Genomic DNA, 16920 nt, shown 5'->3' with positions numbered 1-16920 from the left:
TATAATAAGAGTGCACAGCAAGTTTTAAACTTCTTTAAAACAGGCAGTAAAGYTCCTTTTCCCGAAGGAGCTTTCTTTTTTTATAAATTTGTTGATAATGATTCTCTTTAATGATAAAATGTATTCAAAAGTGATAATCATTATCAAAAAAAGGTTGGTGTGTTAATATGGTGTATGCACTTGTTGCAGGAACGATTGCTATATATGTTGGTGTTACAAAGTATGTATTAAATGGAGTAGGAACAACAAAATGAATAATATTACATAAAATCCCTTTCATTTGTAAAAAGAATGAAAGGGATTTTTTATTTTTGATGTGAATATGCTGAAAATTTAGTATGATAATAAAGTGAAACTTTAATCAGCGGGGAGGTCTATCCCTCACTGATTACTAGCCCGCACGAAACGGGTTTTTACTGCCCACAAATAGCGGGATAAAGTATATACATCTTGGATAAAGGGGAACAAGGGGATGACAAACATAGTACAGACAAACGGTATGAAAAAACTTGTTTGTTTTTATGAAGAGTGGCAAAAAAACGGCGATGTAGAGAATAGTTTGAAGTTGTTTGAAGTGATTCAAAAATATAAACAAGAGCAGCTTATGCTAGCTTTTTGTGGTCATTTTTCTGCGGGGAAATCGACAATGATGAATCACCTATATAAAGCGCAATTATTACCGACAAGTCCGATTCCAACGAGTGCTAACGTTGTTAAAATTGAAAGAGGATCTGATCGTGTTGTTGTAACGATTAAGTCTGGAGAACAGTATGAATATGACGGCGCATATTCAGCAGAAGAATTAAAACAAATATGTAAAGACGGTGATGAAGTAATTGGTGTTCATATTTATCGAAATGATGCGCCAATTCCTGATGGGGTTATGTTAGTTGATACGCCCGGAATTGATTCTACGGATGATGCCCACCAATTAGCGACGGAATCAAYACTGCATCTAGCAGATGTTATTTTCTATATGATGGATTATAACCATGTCCAATCAGAGGTTAACTTACAGTTTGTTAAAGAATTGAAACAACGTAATAAAACGGTTTATCTCGTTGTAAACCAAATAGATAAACATAAAGCAAATGAGTTATCGTTTGAAGAGTATAGAGATAGTGTAAAACAGTCTTTTTCTAACTGGGATATTGAAGTAGATGGTATTTTCTATACATCATTGCGAATGATGAATCATCCATACAATGAAATTCAAAGTTTAGAAGCATTAATCTTTTCTATCATGAAAGAAAAAGAGCAGTATGTAAGAAAGGGAATGGAGCGAGAAACAGAATATTTACTGCAAGAACATTGTTCGTTTATTCTTTCTGAAAATGAAAAACATCTCATGAAATATGAAGAAGAATTAACATCACCACTGTCACTTTCAGAGATAGTTGAAAAAAAGGAAGAGTTAACTGAAAATAAAAATCGGGTGGCTAGTAAAGAATCTGATGTGAGAAATGAATTTATAAAAGGTTTACAAGCCATATTAGATAACGCGTATTTAATGCCATTTGAAATGAGAGAATTGGCAAATAAATATTTAGAAACGAAATTAACGAAGTTTAAAGTTGGTTTGTTATTTGCGAAAGGAAAGACGGAGCAAGAAAAACAGAGACGTGTAGATGCTTTTTATTCTGCTCTTCAAAAGACTGTTGAAACGCAACTTGATTTTCATGTGAAAGAATTTATTGTAGCCTTCTTAAAAGAAGAAGGGTTATTTACAGAGGAAATAGGGAAAGACATATATGCGTTAGAAATTGCTTTCGGACCGGAAGTGTTGGCTGAAACAATTAAACAGGGGGCTGGATTTACCGGTGATTACTTACTTCTTTATACTGCTGACGTTGCAAATGAGTTAAAGAAAAGATACTTTATGAAATCTCAGCAAATCTCTGGAAAAAGTACGGGTATATTGCAGAAGAAAGTGAAGATAGAGATTGCTCGTATTGAAGAAGAAATTGAAAAATACACGATGTTACAAACAGCAAAAGAAACAAAATTACAATACATTAAGACGTATGAGGAATATGAGAGCTATTTAGGAGATATTTGGAATGAAAATGTTTCTATACCAGATGGATTGCAAATAGACGAAATATTACAAAGTAAAAAACAAGTTGTTAGTGAGAAGTTTACACTACAAGAGCAAGAAATTGTAAATGATAACGTAGCGGCTAGTGAAGAAGAGATTAAAGGAACGAAAGCTTTAAATATTCAGCGTATATTAGAAAAAGTGAAGAAAGCTGAAACGATATTAGATCCATTGCCTACACTGAAACATCTACAGCAAGAAGTAGTTGGAAAAAGACAGCGTGTAGAAACGAAGCAATTTACAGTAGCGTTATTTGGAGCTTTTAGTGCTGGGAAATCATCATTTGCTAACGCATTGCTCGGTGAAAAGGTACTTCCTGTATCGCCAAACCCAACGACAGCAACAATAAATCAAATTTTGCCAGTTACAGAAGATAAACCACATGGAACGGTAATTGTCCAGTTTAAGTCAGAGCAAGCGCTGTTAGAAGATATGAAAGCTGTTTATAAAATGTTTCACTATGAAATTGCTACATTGGAAGAAGCGTTAACGAAAATTGATCAAATTATGAAATACCCTTCACCAAGCGGGAAGCAAAAAACAACATTTAGCTTTTTGCGAGCGGTACAAAAAGGATATGAGGCAGTTGCTAATCATTTAGGGGAACAATTACAAGTTACATTAGAGGAGTTCTCTGATTATGTAGCTAATGAAGAAAAATCATGCTTTGTTGAGTATATGGAGCTTTATTATGATTGTGCTTTAACAAGGCAAGGAGTAGCTCTTGTAGATACACCAGGGGCGGATTCTATTAACGCGCGCCATACGGATGTTGCATTCCAGTATATTAAAAACGCAGATGCTATTTTATTCGTAACATACTATAATCATGTTTTCTCTCGTGCGGATCGTGAATTTTTAATTCAGCTCGGTCGTGTAAAGGATACATTTGCACTTGATAAAATGTTCTTCTTAATAAATGCTGCCGATTTAGCACAATCTGAAGAAGAACTTGAAATGGTAAAAGGTTATATTGCGGATCAGCTCCTGCAATACGGTATTAGAAATCCACGTTTATTTGCAATTTCAAGTTTATGTGCGCTTGAAGAAAAGCAAGGGAAAAGTATTGATAAAGAAAAGTATGGTATTTTACAAAACTCCGGGATTACTAAGTTTGAAGAATCATTTACGTCCTTTATGATGAGGGATTTAATGCTTGTATCTGTGCATGCTTTATATGGTGCATTGCAAGGAGCGAATCAGCTTCTTGTAAATATGATAAATGGCGCAAAGCAGGGAAATGATGAGAAAGAGAAGCAAACAAAAAAATATGAAGCAGAGCGTAATCAGCTACTTCATATTATTTCATCATATAGTGTACTTGCTGAAGAGCAAGCAATGCAAAATGAAGTGAAAGAATTGCTTTATTATGTACACCAACGTCTATTTTTACGCTATAACGATGTGTTTACTGAATTTATTAATCCGGCGTCGTTACGAACAGATGGGAATGTGAAAATGCAGTTGCAGCAATGTGTAATGGAATTAGTTTCATTTATTCAACATGATTTATTACAAGAAATGCGTGCGACATCATTACGTCTTGAAAAATGGATAGATGAAGCGATGAAGCGTGCAAAGGATGAAATTGTTGTGAATTGCAAAGTGGAAAATGAATCGATTTCTATGGGTGGAACATTGGATTATGAATATAAAATTATTACACATAAAGAGCCGTTTCCTTCAATAGAAATAAAAGATTTTAAAAAGGCACTAGCACATTTTAAAAATGAGAAAAGCTTTTTTGAAAAAAATGATAAAGCTTTTATGCAAGAAGACGCTAAAGGAGTGTTAGAACCTTTCGTATCAAACTATGTAGTTGATGAAGAAGATTTATTCGTTCATCATTATAAGCAAGAGTGGGATGCAAAATGGAACCTATTCCAAAAAGTGATGCAGCAAGATGTTGAGAATTATTATGAAAGTATATTATTCGCTTTAGCTGAAACAATTGATGTATCACTATACGAACAAAGTAAAGAAGAGCTACAAAGGCAGTTAGTAGAAATTGAAAAAGAAATTTATATTAAATAGCTGTTATGAAAAAAAGATTCGTTCAATTTTCTTTTGTAGTACAGTATCTAAAGATTTTACAAACCCAGCAAATTCATCGGTAGAAATCATATGAGTAAGAACGAGGCGTCTGCCGTCTGGTGTTTCACCGCATAAGACGAATGAAGAAAATTCATATGTTTTGTTTTCTACTACTAATTTTGGGTAGGAATACGTGTCGCTTTTCTTCTTCTTTCCATCAATAGAGATGACGTTGCATTTTTTTTCATTGTTGTCCATGGTGAATCCCTCCTTTCTATTATTTATGGTAGACAAGGAGGGTTTAGAACAATAGAGAAAGGGGAGTTTTTTATGTGTGCAGTAATAGAGTATATTTCGAAAGAAGCTATACCGAAACCTTTATTATTGCTTGCTGACCCAAGTGAGCAGCAAATTGATGCATATGTACAAAGAGGGTTAACATATGTAGCTAAGCAAGAGGAGAGAGTTGTCGGTGTATATGTTCTTTTGGAAACAAGGCCGAAGACGATGGAAATTATGAATATTGCGGTTGTAGAGCATTTGCAAGGAAAAGGGATTGGAAAGCAGCTATTAAGTCATGCCGTAGAAACTGCTAAAGGATATGGTATGTCAAAACTTGAAGTTGGTACAGGCAATTCTAGTGTTTCACAACTTGCTTTATATCAAAAATGTGGATTTCGTATTTTTTCTATTGATTTTGATTACTTTTCAAAGCATTATGAAGAAGAGATTATTGAAAATGGGATTGTATGTCGTGATATGATTCGGCTTGCAATGGAATTGAATAAGAACGTATAACTTATTTAGGGGGAAGAGAAGATGGAAGTACATAAAGCAATTACAGCACATTCTCGTAAACAAAATGAAAGTGTAAAAGCATGTTTACAATTAGATGCGCAGCGTGAAGCAGCTATTGAAGCAGCCGTATCTCTTGCGTCAAAGGGGAAAGAATTTTCGGTTGATATCATTAATGTTGTAACAAAGCAAATTAATGATCTTGCAAAAAATGGTGTTACACTGCAGCGTAAATTTGTTACAGAAGAAATGGTTATGGAGTATGTAAGTCGTTTGCAAGAGAAAGAAGGTCGTTAAAGATGATAGTTACAGTCGAATGGTTACGTGAGCATATAGAAGATGAGAATGTCCGTATAATCGATTGTCGTTTTGATTTAGCGAATCCTAATTGGGGTAGAGAAAAGTATGAGGAAGAACATATTCTTCATGCGTTATATTTTGATTTGAATTTAGATTTATCAAGTCCTGTAACAGAACATGGTGGTCGCCATCCATTGCCGAATATTGAGGAGTTTGCAGACAAGCTTTCACAAGCTGGTATTGGTGAACATACGACAGTAATTGCATACGACAGTCAAGCGGGTGCAAAAGCTTCTCGTCTCTGGTGGTTATTAAACTATGTAGGACATGAGAAAGTATATATATTAGATGGCGGATTTCCAGCTTGGAAAGAGAATGGACTACACACAACGCCGAATATCCCAGTTATTGCACGAAAACCTTTTATACCGGAAATACAAGAAAATATGCTTGTAACGATGGAAGATGTGAGAGGGAAAATTCGTGCAGGTGCAAAYATGACATTAATTGATTCTAGGGAACCAAAACGTTATGCTGGTGCGGAAGAGCTCGTTGATTCGAAGGCAGGGCATATTCCGACGGCAGTAAACTATTTTTGGAAAGATGGGATTTTAGAATCGGGACACTTAAAAAACGAAGAGGAACAGCAAGGGCGTTTCCAAAATCTTGATAAAGAGAAGGAAACAATCGTATATTGTGGTTCTGGTGTTACAGCGTGTCCGAACATAGTTGCATTAAAATTAGCTGGTTTTCAAAATGTTAAATTGTATACAGGTAGCTGGAGTGATTGGATTTCTTATCCAGAAAATCAAATTGCAAAAGAAGAAGGTTAATCACTTGCATGCAAAAATAATTTGTATTAAAATAAGGTCACAAGCAAGAGATTGCTTCAAAAAAATTATATTTTACACATTGGAAACAATGTGATAATATAACGACAAGTAAATAATACATCCTGCGGTGTGCGTAACTTATTTATGTCTAAAACCGATGTTAGTTTTACGGAAGCTCAATATTTAGTGACCATTATCAAGCCTTCCTTGTGGAGGAAGATATACGGTAACTGTGAGGGCATCCACCTGCGAGTAGCGGGTTTTTGGACATTTACGAGAGACGGCACTTGCGGGGGTCTTATTTCAACTAATAGTATATAAAATTCCTACGGTGTACGTAGCTTGTGTATGTCTTAAACCAATAAGTATAATGCGGAAGTTCAATATTTAAATGTAGATAGCAGGCCATCTTTTTAAGAAGGAAGTTACAAACATTTGTGAGAACATCCACCTGTGAGAGCAGGTTTATGGACATCTATAGATAACGGCATATGTGGGACTATATAAAAAAACCTTACGTTTTATACGTAAGGTTTTTTTGTTGAATAAATATACTCATGTTATCTCGATTTACCTGTAAAGTTCCCATAATAAATATAGCACTTGCGGTCTTCATCAATTTCTCTTGAATCGAGGGTGAATTCCAAATGTATTCCATCCCGTTGAATATATATAATATCTGAATGGAGAGAGGGTAAGATATCCTCGTAATTCCAAATATCTTTACTTTCTATCATAATTGAGCAGGTTTCCTTTAGTTCTCTAATTTCAAAACCTATGTGCGAGTATGTAGGATCTGAAGGGTCGTTGGAAAAAACTTCTTTTTGTATATATAACACTGCTGTCCCGTCTGGATCTACTGAAGTTGCAGTAACGATATATGTATTTCCATCTTTTATAAAATATTCACAAGTCATGCGCGCGACAATTTCAGAATTAGAAATATTTGCGTAGTTCCATAAAGCTGGATACCCGTTTGTTTCATCATTGAGCCGATATTCCAATCTCATTTTATCCCTCTTCTTCCTTTTTCTTCTACTTTATCATGACATCTTATATAATAGAAATATAATTTAAAAAGGGGAGTGCAAAGGTGACAAAAACGAAATGGCTAGTAGGTAGTGTCCTGACATCTTTAATGACGGGCACTTTATTTGGCTGTGCGCAAGATATTCCCCCCGAACCGAATGATAATAGTTGTTCTGATTGGGATTGGGATGATGAACTTGGTGTTTGGCAGTGTGATGATAGTAGTTCAGGTTATCGTGGACATTACTTTTATGGTGGTAAATACTATCAAAATAAATCCACCTTCAAAAATTCATCAGAGTTTAAAACTTATCAATCTTCGGCCGAATTTAAAGGTGGAATTGGAAGCGGTTCAAAAGGTGGATTTGGAGGTTAAAATATGTCGCAATACATAAAGAAACGAAAAGAATTTTATTCGAATTATCCTCATTTCTGGTCGGATTTATATGAATGTGAGTATAGTTTGTTTCATGTTTTCCCGATAACAGAGCAAACGATGAAACAATTACAAGTAGCAACTGAACGAATGGGGAAAATATTTTTTAAGACTGCTAGACTTCTTCGGAATGTATCTAATGAACAGCTTCTTGAACTCGGTTTTCCAACTGCAAGCTTGCCTTTTATTAGACTGAAAGGGATGTATCCTGAATCTGTTATTTCACGATTTGATTTTGCTTTAACAGAGGATAATCGTATTAAAATGCTTGAGTTTAATAGTGATACTCCAACTTTTATTGTGGAATGCTTTCAAATGAATGGAAAAGTTTGTGAAGAACTTGACTATGATGATCCAAATGCAAATCAAGAGCGCTTACTTTCTTCTGGTATTACAAAAGCCGTAATGGAATTTACAAAAGGAATGGAAGATCCAAATGTTGTTTTCACAGCTCATCATGAACATATAGAAGATTGGAATACGACTATGTATTTGAGTGGGCTATGTCATGTTGAAAATAAAGTGATGCCAATGACAGAACTTAGAATTACAGATGATGCTTTAGTAGATAGAGATGGTGTACCAATTGATGTTTTGTATCGCCAAACATATCCAATTGAAGACTTAATTGAAGATCAAGATCCCGAAACGGGGGATTTGGTGGGAGTAGAACTTTTGCAACTTGTAAAAGAAGGAAAGCTTTTTATTATAAATCCTTTGTCGGCCTTTTTACTTCAGCCGAAATCAATTCAATGTCTTATTTGGGGATTAGCAGAAGAAGGTGCTTTTTACACAAGTGAGGAACAAAAGTGGATTAAAGAATATATGCTTCCTACATATTTAGAGCCAGATTTATTTTTGGGGAAAAGTCCTTTCGTTCAAAAACCTTCGTTCGGTAGGGAAGGTGACACGATTACGATTCGTGATAAGGATACAAATATTATGATTCGAAATGCACATGAAACGTATAAATCGTCACTGCCTATATTTCAGAAATATACAGAGCTTCCAGTTGTATTTTTGGAAACTGAAAAAGGAATTGAGAAGCTGTCGTACGTGTTTGGGGCTTTTTTAATTGCTGGAAAAGCGAGCAGCATCGGTATACGTGCCGGGGAAAAAATTACGGGAAATGAATCGTATTATTTACCGGTAGGTATTAAGAAGGAGGAAAATAAATGATTAATTTTTTACTATATTTAGCAGTATCACTTGTACTTTTGTGTATCGGTCTTTTTCTTATGGAAGTGACAACGAAAGTTAAGGAATTTAAGTTAATGGCTCAAGGGAATAAAGCGGTAAGCTATGTACTTGGAGGAAGACTACTTGGTCTTGCTATCGTTTTATATTCAACGGCTGCTAATTCTATTTCAATTCTTGATATGGTTTCATGGGGAGCTGTTGGGATCTTAGCTCAAATTATTGTCTTTTATTTAGCGGAATGGCTTACACCACGTTTTAATATTAATAAAAGTCTTGAAGAAGATAATCAAGCAGTTGGTCTTTTCCTTATGTTTTTATCACTTTCCATCGGAATTGTAATTGCTGGTTGTGTAACGTATTAAAACCCTTACATTTTAACGTAAGGGTTTTATTTTTCATTTGCTAATTTTTTGCAATATGTGTTCAATTAATTTATGTAGCCGAACGCTGAGCAGGATGCGTATTAGTGTACTAAACTCGAGATAGTTATTGTAATAAGGAAAAGTTTCCATACAAAGTGTTGACATCTATTTTAAATAAGAGTAACATTTTCTATGTAATTATAATAAGTCTCTGTTAGGTGAGGCTCCTGTATAGAGAAATGCTACTGCCCAAAAATGTCGAGAGACGCCAATGGGTCAACAGGAATGATCGAATTAAGGTTTTTCTTAACGTAGCTGGTAATGAACCTATGCTATACAGTGCTAAAACTCGGCGAGGGAGAGGTCCATAGATTTCTAATTGTATTATATTAGGAATCGCTTATTTGTGTATGCAAAGACCTTTGCTCTCTTATGAGTAAGGGTCTTTTTTGTTAGCAAGCTATGAGTAATTTCATAGTATAGATTATAACTAAAAAATTAAAGAGGAGGTGAGGAGCATGTCAAATTCTGACTCGGTTCCGTTACCCATATACTTCAAATCAAAAATATATGATGTAGGCAGGAAACGACTTGTTCCTCCCTCTATATTTATCATAATGTAGCGTTTATTCGAGTATTTAAGCGCTAGACACTTTCACAGTAAAGTGGATAAATTGAGAAACAAAGCGTTTCTTCCTATGTTGTAAAGGAGGAGACGATAATATGTTATATGTAAATAAGAGTGTGGGTAACACTTCGTATAAATTAAGTAAAAAAGCAATGAAAGAACAAACAATGCTTCAAAAAAATAAAGATTTATTAATTGAAATCGCAACAAGAGATGTAAAATCTGTATTTGCGTATTTTAAAACAACAAGAGACGGACTATCTATGAAAGAGGCACAAAAGCGTATTCAAGTATACGGCCGAAATGAATTAACTTCAAAAAGAGCGCGTATTACGGAAGTAATGATGAAGCTAAGTGGAATGATCCCAGGTCTTTCAAAACAAAATATGGGTGATGAATTACAATGTGAAACAGTTACTGTTTCTAGAGTAGCTGGCTGTAGCGTAACAGGGCTAAACAGTGAACTAAAAATGATGAAATTACCAGTACAAGAGCTTGTACCTGGAGATATGATTTTTCTTGCAGAGGGCGATACAGTGCCAGCAGATGTACGTATTATTTATGCAAATGATTTATTAGTAAATGAATCTATGCTGACAGGAAACGATGCTAGTATTGAGAAATTTGAAAGTTGCTATCATCTTGAACGTAAACGATTTATTCCATTAAAACGGATGAAAGACTATAACCCACTTGAACTTGAAAATGTATGTTTCAAAGGTACGTATATTGTTGACGGAAATGCAAAGGCTGTAGTTGTTTCGACAGGTAAAAATACGTATTCAGGAATACTTCATACTTGCTGCGGTAGAATGTCTTAATGTGTTAATGATGCTAAATATACAAAAACAATGTATAATAGACAAAGTTGAACAAAAACGTAGAATGGTAATCTATATATAACCTTACGTGATAACGTGAGGTTATTATTTTTTGTTAGTAGGAGAGGAATTATGAAAAAAGTATTATTAGTTGATGGTATGGCACTATTATTTCGTGCTTTTTACGCAACAAGTGTATATGGACAATTTATGAAACGACAAGATGGTACCCCGACGAATGGGATTCATGGTTATATGAAGCATTTATTAACAGCAACACAAGCAATCGAACCAACGCACATTGTAACGTGCTGGGATATGGGAAGTACGACATTTAGAACGGAATCTTTCTCGAATTATAAAGCAAATCGTGCAGCACCGCCGGAAGAATTAATTCCGCAATTTGATTTAGTGCAAGAAATGACTGCGAAATTATCTATGCCTGTAATCGGTATGAAAGGTTATGAAGCGGATGATTGTATCGGTACGCTTGCAAAACAATATTGCAATGAAGCGGAAGTTTATATTTTGACAGGTGATACAGATTTACTTCAACTTGTTGATACGAATGTTACAGTTATGCTTCTTCGTAAAGGAATTGGAAATTACGAGTATTACACACCGGAAAAAATCATGGAAGAGAAAGGTGTAGAACCTTGGCAAATTGTTCATGCGAAAGCTTTCATGGGTGATACAAGTGATAATTATCCGGGTGTAAAAGGTATTGGTGAAAAAACAGCGTATAAGCTGATTCAAGAATACGGGACAGTATCGGCAGTGCTAGAAAATATAGCATCATTAACGAAAGCGCAGCGCACAAAAATTGAAAGTGATTTAGAGAATTTAAATATCTCTTTACAATTAGCGCAAATTCATTGTGAAGTTCCAATTGCATGCTTATTAGAAGAAGGGTTACACACAATGGACGAAGAAAAACTACGCTTTGTTTGTAACGAAATGAATTGGGGAAGACCTGAAATATTAATTAATATGCTTTAAAGAGCATGGAAAGGTTGATCAAATATATTTTTGATTAACCTTTCTTTTTTTGTTCACAAAGTTGTCAGAAAATAAACGGAATTTTCATCTGAAGTTCAAATGGAATTCACAACAATCAATTATTATAAGAACACACAGATAATTCCTTATCTTTTATATAAACCATCCCCCAAGGAGGAAAATAAACATGCGAAAAAAAGTGAGAAAATCCTTTAAACAATTATTAATAGAAAATAAACAATCCCTACTAACTAATAAAGAGAATATGAAAGAAATTGAAGAACGGATTGAGAAACGACATGTAGCATATAATGGTGCTAATAATTAAATAAAATAAAAAAGATAGCCTATAAATAAAGGCTATCTTTTTTATTTTATATTGAAAAAACACTAGTCCTCTCTTTAATTTTGTAAGTATGCAACATATTTTTATAGTGTTTTTCTAACAATATTACCCATTTTTTGAGGTTGAAATTGGTATATACCAATTTTTAAGATTTACTATTCATAATATTACAAAAAATGTTACAATACACTCAAATTTATACTATAAAATCATTTTAATATGAAAAATTGGAATGAAAAGAAAGGAGAGGAATATGAATAAAGATGTCGCTTTGAAATGATTATTATCATTTCATTAGGAGTTGATGTAAAACGATGGAGAGGCATGAAGAACTGGATTCTATAAGAGGAATTTCTTCATTGGTAGTAATGATTGGTCATTATTTGATGATTTTCTCAGCATTTCAAAATTACAGTTATGAAGATAATAAACCATTTGTTGTATATCTATTAAAAGAAACGCCTGCACGTCTTATTTTTAGTAGTGGTAACGAATCTGTTATTATCTTTTTTGTTTTGAGTGGATTTGTTTTGTATGAATCTATTCAAAAAACAAATAGTAGCTATGGATCATACCTTTTAAAACGTATATGCAGAATATACATTCCATATATTGTGGCAATAGTCATAGCTATTATATGCCAGACTACAATAAGTAAATATGGTATTTCTTATTTAAGCGAATGGTTTAATCGCTCATGGACGATTGAAAGTTCTTTAAGTCTAATAGCACAGCATGTTTTATTGGTTGGGAAATATAATACAGATACATATAACAGTGTGATTTGGTCACTTGTACATGAAATGCGAATATCTATAATTTTCCCGTTAGTTTTGATGGTTTGTTTACGCAAAACAGTAAGGGGTTCATTACTATCATTGTTTAGTTTTAGTATATGTTCTGTCGTGATATTATTTTTATTTCGCTCGAGTTTAACATTAACAAGCTATGTATTAACGTTGCATTACACAGTGCTGTTTTTACTAGGAGCACTAGTTGCGAAGTATAAAAATAATTTAATAGCTTTTTATAGTAATTGTACTAAAAATACGAAAATTACATGGTTTTTATTTGCGATTTTACTTTATATGTATGAAGGGCTTATTGGAGAAATTAAAGTGCTCAATAATTTTATATTTCGAGACTACGTAGTAGCGATAAGCGCATGTCTATTTGTCATATTAAGCCTTTCAGTGTCAACATTTTCAACCTTCCTACGCAATAAATACTTGTTGTATTTGGGGGAAATTTCTTACAGTCTTTATTTGTATCATCTTATATCATTATTTTCCTTAATATACATGCTCAATGATGTATTACCGCTAACTATTATTTTGATTATGTCGCTCATTCTTTCTTTTATACTTGCAACGATTTCATATTTGTTTGTAGAGAAATTTTCATTCAGATTAGGAAAGTATATAACAAAACAAGCAGATATAGAAAAGAAAGGGTTATCTGTACAAAATGATTAACAGGATGCTATTCATAAAAAGGCGGTGGAATCATTGAAGCAAGAAATTAGTATGAAAGATTTTCAACAGTTACTGAAAAGAAGATTCGTAACGATCATTTTGACGATGTGTTGTTTAACCGTTTCTCTAGTTCTTATTTCTATGTATGTGCTAAAGCCTTCGTATCAATATTCAGCGCAAATTCTTGTTGGAAATTTAGATGAGTTTAATAAGGAAAATACAGCGAATAAAACACAAGAAAATAAGCAACTTGTAACATCGTTTGTTGACATTTTAAAAAGTCCACTTATTATTTCGACAGTAAGAAACACTTTGAAATTAGAACAATCAAGTTATGAATTAGCACAAAAAATTTCGGTGTTGAATACGGACAACTCACAAATTGTTACTGTTACAGTAAAAGATTCGGATCCTAAAATCGTGAAAGAAATTGTAAAGTCATTGGCAGAACAATCTCAAAAAAGCTTTCAACAGTATACGAATGTACAGGGGGTAAAAATATTAACTGACCGAGAGTTACAGGARGAAGCTGAAAAGCTGTTTCCGAAATTTCAACTTATCATTCCTATCTCTTTAATTGTTAGTTTTTTTGTTGGTGTAGGTTTAGCTGTATTTCGAGATTATTTTGATGAACGTATATACGTGGAACAGGATTTAGAGAAAATAACGACAGTCTCTGTTATTGGTCATATAAATATGAAACCGAAAAGAAAAAAGAAACCTATAGAGGTTGATAAGCAATCATCTATATATCGAGGTGAACATGTCGATGTTTAAGACAAAGAAAAAGCTGCCATTCGATCCGCATGATGCTCTGATGAAAGAGCAATTTTATACTATATATCATGAATTGAAAAAATCAGGAAAACGAGTATTCACAGTTAGCTCAACGAAGGATAGAGGTGTTGTTGCTTCACTTATAGTAAATATGGGATTAGTTTTTACGGAAATGAAAAAAAAAGTATTACTTGTCGATATGAATTTTTCTGATCCTAAACTCCATCTACTATTACACAGCAACCATATGACAACAGTAAACGATATATTAAGCTCTTCCGCCTTAAATTATGAATCTTTTTCTAGTTCTTTTTCTGAATATTTATATTGTATTCCCGCAAAAAAAAATGTACATACTGGGACGCCCTTAGTTGCTATGGATGAATTTGATAATGTAATAGACAAGTGGAAAGTAGACTTTGATTATATTTTCTTTTATTCATCCGAAGTATTTGAGCTTCCTGCTACGTATATTATTGCGGAGAAATGTGATGGAGTAATTTTGGCAGTCAAAAAACGAAAAGATTCGCTGCGTACAGTGAAAAAAGTAATAGCGGACATAAAGAGGAAAGAATGTGAATTGCTAGGTATAGTTTTATATTCTTGAATTTGGGGGTAACGATCCATGATTCGTGAAACAAATCAAGCTAAGTTGTATGCTATTCCGGCTCAAGAAAAGGATAAGGTTTTGAATCGAAGTGTAAAACGCTTGTTTGATATTATATTTTCACTCATATTGTTACTTTTTACGATACCAATTATGTTGTTTTTTTGTATTTTGATTGCTTTAGAAACATCAGGGGCTCCAATCTATTTTCAAGAGCGTTTAGGAATCAATGGAAAGAGATTTTATTTATTTAAATTAAGATCGATGGTTAGCGATGCTGAAAAGAACGGACCACAATGGGCAAATGAAAATGATCCGAGAATTACAAAGGTTGGATTGTTTATAAGAAAAACGAGAATGGATGAATTACCACAACTTATAAATATTTTAAAAGGTGATATGTCTTTTGTTGGTCCTAGGCCAGAGAGAGAGTATTTTTATGAAAAATTCGAAGTTAATATTCCAGAATTCAGGCACCGTTTATTAGTAAAACCAGGGTTAACAGGGTGGGCACAAATAAATGGAGGATATAATCTTGATCCGAAAGAAAAGTTGGAATTGGATATGGAATATATTGAAGTGAAGACGATTAGAATGGATATTCGTATTTTATGTAAGACAGTTTTTATTGTATTGAATGGGAATGGCGCAAGATAAAAAACATAGTAAATATAATTTTATGTAAATATTAAATTAATACACAACAAATATAAGTAGGTTACATGCAAAGGAGAACTGGTATGGGTAGATCGATTCTAAACAATATTGTACATCTATTTTATAGTACGATTTTAGCTAATCTTCTTCAAGCCATTAGCTTAATTGCTTTAGCCAACTTTTTTAATGCACAAAATTACGGGATGTTTAGTGTTGCGATAGCATTTACGTTTGTAATGTTATTTTTTACAGATTTAGGGCTTAGTAATACATTTCTTCGAGAAGGGGCAAAGGATGGAGTAGATTTAGGGACGATTGTATCTTCATACATAAAGATAAGGATACTTCTTCTTATTTTTATTTCTGTAATTGGTTATATAGCTATTCATTATGTGTACGAGGATAAGAATTTAATTTATATGATGTTAAACGTAATGTTCCTGATGTTAATAGGCCTTACATGTCAAAATATAGGGATTGCCTACTTTCAGCTTATGGAACGTATGAAATATATAGCACTAATTAAAGTTGTATCCGCAACAGTTGTCATTATAATTACATGCTTTTGCATTTTCGGAGAATTACCAGTGTATATAACAGCTCGCTTATATGGTTTTGGTTATATGATTGGCGGTTTATTTAGCATATACGTTATGAGAAAAAAGACGAACATTAATATGAAAGTAGCAATTCATAAAGGATTGTTTTGGAAATTAGGTCCTTTTATTGTTAGTGGGTTTTTAATAATGAGTACGCCACAATTAGCACCCATCTTACTCAATTATACATTACCATTAAGTATGGTGGGTGTTTTCGCGGTAGCTTATCGGATGCCAGCAGCTTTATATCAAGTGCCAGGGGTAATTGCAGGGGCTTTTTTCCCAGTGCTCTTTAAACACTATAACCAGAATAATTTAGAAGAGCATACGAAATTAAATATGATTCAAATAAAATCAATGGCGGTCGTGGGAATATGTATGACGATAGGTTTATATAATTTAGCACCCTATTTTATTTCTATATTTTTTCATGCGGAATGGAGTAATGCAGTAGAGCCGCTCCAAATACTATCTTTTCTCATTGTATTACAAAGTTTAAATGTTGCTATTGCCGATGGTTTAACAACGAGTGGATTTCAAAATAAGAGAACTGCCGTACAGTGTGTTGCTTTAGTAATTGGAGGAATTATGCTATATAGCTTCAGTAGCATTGGTGGAGTTAGAGGAGCGGCTTACGCTATGGTTTTATTTGAAATAGTGGCTTTGATTGGATATACAGCAGTAAGTACAGTGAGGAAAAAAATTGTATTCCAAATTGTAATACCGTATACAATTTATTTTGGTGTAACTTTTATTGGAGTGCAATATGTATTAAAGACATATAATTTGATTGCACTTGTTCTTAATACGTTTATCGTAGTAGTTGGTATATTCCTATATGATTATGAGTTAAAAAAACTTATTCTTTCATTTATAAGAAAAATACGAGAAAAGGATTATATTACGAAGCAGGAGATATAGCCT

17 protein-coding genes, 2 other RNA genes and 1 riboswitch are annotated in these 16920 nt (G+C 33.5%); of the genes, 17 read left to right on the top strand and 2 right to left on the bottom strand.

Annotated elements, in window-relative coordinates; translation table 11 throughout:
• Positions 1–472 precede the first annotated feature (472 nt).
• A complete protein-coding gene (locus AC1DKZ_RS05395) occupies positions 473–4132 on the top strand; it encodes a dynamin family protein (protein ID WP_476995764.1) in 3660 nt (1219 codons plus the stop codon).
• Between the two features lie 3 nt (positions 4133–4135).
• Here the strand turns inward: AC1DKZ_RS05395 and AC1DKZ_RS05390 are convergent, their stop codons facing one another.
• A complete protein-coding gene (locus tag AC1DKZ_RS05390; RefSeq protein ID WP_000369740.1) occupies positions 4136–4390 on the bottom strand; it encodes a DUF3931 domain-containing protein in 255 nt (84 codons plus the stop codon).
• Between the two features lie 72 nt (positions 4391–4462).
• Here AC1DKZ_RS05390 and AC1DKZ_RS05385 point away from each other — a divergent pair, with 72 nt between their 5' ends.
• From AC1DKZ_RS05385 to ssrS (AC1DKZ_RS05365), 5 genes are all read left to right on the top strand, one after another.
• Positions 4463–4930, top strand: a complete 468-nt coding sequence (locus AC1DKZ_RS05385; protein WP_016101462.1) for a GNAT family N-acetyltransferase — start codon at positions 4463–4465, stop codon at positions 4928–4930.
• A 21-nt stretch (positions 4931–4951) separates the two neighbouring features.
• Complete coding sequence (locus tag AC1DKZ_RS05380) at positions 4952–5224, top strand: YpbS family protein (RefSeq protein ID WP_000451806.1); 273 nt, start codon at positions 4952–4954, stop codon at positions 5222–5224.
• Between the two features lie 2 nt (positions 5225–5226).
• Positions 5227–6060 (top strand): sulfurtransferase, encoded by an 834-nt coding sequence (locus AC1DKZ_RS05375; RefSeq protein WP_476995763.1) that lies wholly within the window; start codon positions 5227–5229, stop codon positions 6058–6060.
• Between the two features lie 116 nt (positions 6061–6176).
• A non-coding RNA gene (gene ssrS / locus AC1DKZ_RS05370) (6S RNA) lies at positions 6177–6359 on the top strand.
• 21 nt (positions 6360–6380) lie between these two features.
• Positions 6381–6564, top strand: a non-coding RNA gene (ssrS, locus tag AC1DKZ_RS05365) — 6S RNA.
• A 56-nt stretch (positions 6565–6620) separates the two neighbouring features.
• Here ssrS (AC1DKZ_RS05365) and AC1DKZ_RS05360 read toward each other — a convergent pair.
• Positions 6621–7070 carry a hypothetical protein gene (locus AC1DKZ_RS05360; RefSeq protein ID WP_002030848.1) on the bottom strand — a complete coding sequence of 150 codons (450 nt, stop codon included), beginning with the start codon at positions 7068–7070 and terminating at the stop codon, positions 6621–6623.
• Positions 7071–7153: 83 nt separating this feature from the next.
• Between AC1DKZ_RS05360 and AC1DKZ_RS05355 the strand changes: the two genes are divergently transcribed.
• The 11 genes from AC1DKZ_RS05355 to AC1DKZ_RS05305 all read left to right on the top strand — a co-directional run bounded on the left by AC1DKZ_RS05355 (position 7154) and on the right by AC1DKZ_RS05305 (position 16917).
• Positions 7154–7465, top strand: coding sequence for a hypothetical protein (locus tag AC1DKZ_RS05355; RefSeq protein ID WP_002086563.1), 312 nt, complete (start codon positions 7154–7156; stop codon positions 7463–7465).
• Positions 7466–7468: 3 nt separating this feature from the next.
• Positions 7469–8704, top strand: coding sequence for a glutathionylspermidine synthase family protein (locus AC1DKZ_RS05350; RefSeq protein ID WP_476995762.1), 1236 nt, complete (start codon positions 7469–7471; stop codon positions 8702–8704).
• The gene (locus AC1DKZ_RS05345) at positions 8701–9087 is read left to right on the top strand and encodes a DUF350 domain-containing protein (protein WP_002086561.1); all 387 of its coding nucleotides are present in this window, start codon (positions 8701–8703) and stop codon (positions 9085–9087) included. The genes AC1DKZ_RS05350 and AC1DKZ_RS05345 overlap by 4 nt, the downstream gene beginning before the upstream one ends.
• Positions 9088–9290: 203 nt before the next feature.
• Positions 9291–9456: riboswitch (M-box (ykoK) riboswitch) on the top strand.
• Between the two features lie 354 nt (positions 9457–9810).
• Complete coding sequence (locus AC1DKZ_RS05340; RefSeq protein WP_476995761.1) at positions 9811–10536, top strand: P-type ATPase actuator domain-containing protein; 726 nt, start codon at positions 9811–9813, stop codon at positions 10534–10536.
• A 132-nt stretch (positions 10537–10668) separates the two neighbouring features.
• Complete coding sequence (locus tag AC1DKZ_RS05335; RefSeq protein WP_215552636.1) at positions 10669–11535, top strand: 5'-3' exonuclease; 867 nt, start codon at positions 10669–10671, stop codon at positions 11533–11535.
• A 187-nt stretch (positions 11536–11722) separates the two neighbouring features.
• Positions 11723–11863, top strand: a complete 141-nt coding sequence (locus tag AC1DKZ_RS05330; RefSeq protein ID WP_001228050.1) for an FbpB family small basic protein — start codon at positions 11723–11725, stop codon at positions 11861–11863.
• A 332-nt stretch (positions 11864–12195) separates the two neighbouring features.
• The gene (locus AC1DKZ_RS05325) at positions 12196–13356 is read left to right on the top strand and encodes an acyltransferase family protein (RefSeq protein WP_476995760.1); all 1161 of its coding nucleotides are present in this window, start codon (positions 12196–12198) and stop codon (positions 13354–13356) included.
• A 33-nt stretch (positions 13357–13389) separates the two neighbouring features.
• The gene (locus tag AC1DKZ_RS05320; protein WP_476995759.1) at positions 13390–14133 is read left to right on the top strand and encodes a YveK family protein; all 744 of its coding nucleotides are present in this window, start codon (positions 13390–13392) and stop codon (positions 14131–14133) included.
• Positions 14120–14740 carry a CpsD/CapB family tyrosine-protein kinase gene (locus AC1DKZ_RS05315; protein WP_476995758.1) on the top strand — a complete coding sequence of 207 codons (621 nt, stop codon included), beginning with the start codon at positions 14120–14122 and terminating at the stop codon, positions 14738–14740. The genes AC1DKZ_RS05320 and AC1DKZ_RS05315 overlap by 14 nt, the downstream gene beginning before the upstream one ends.
• 18 nt (positions 14741–14758) lie before the next feature.
• Entirely contained in the window at positions 14759–15397 is a 639-nt protein-coding gene (locus tag AC1DKZ_RS05310; protein ID WP_002030867.1) for a sugar transferase, read from the top strand.
• 83 nt (positions 15398–15480) lie between these two features.
• Positions 15481–16917, top strand: a complete 1437-nt coding sequence (locus tag AC1DKZ_RS05305; protein ID WP_002141066.1) for an oligosaccharide flippase family protein — start codon at positions 15481–15483, stop codon at positions 16915–16917.
• The last annotated feature ends 3 nt before the right edge of the window (positions 16918–16920 follow it).

This window comes from Bacillus sp. 05T21 (assembly GCF_056396785.1).
The sequence above is the reverse complement of the archived record's forward strand: the minus strand, read 5'-3'. Positions and strand labels throughout refer to the sequence as shown.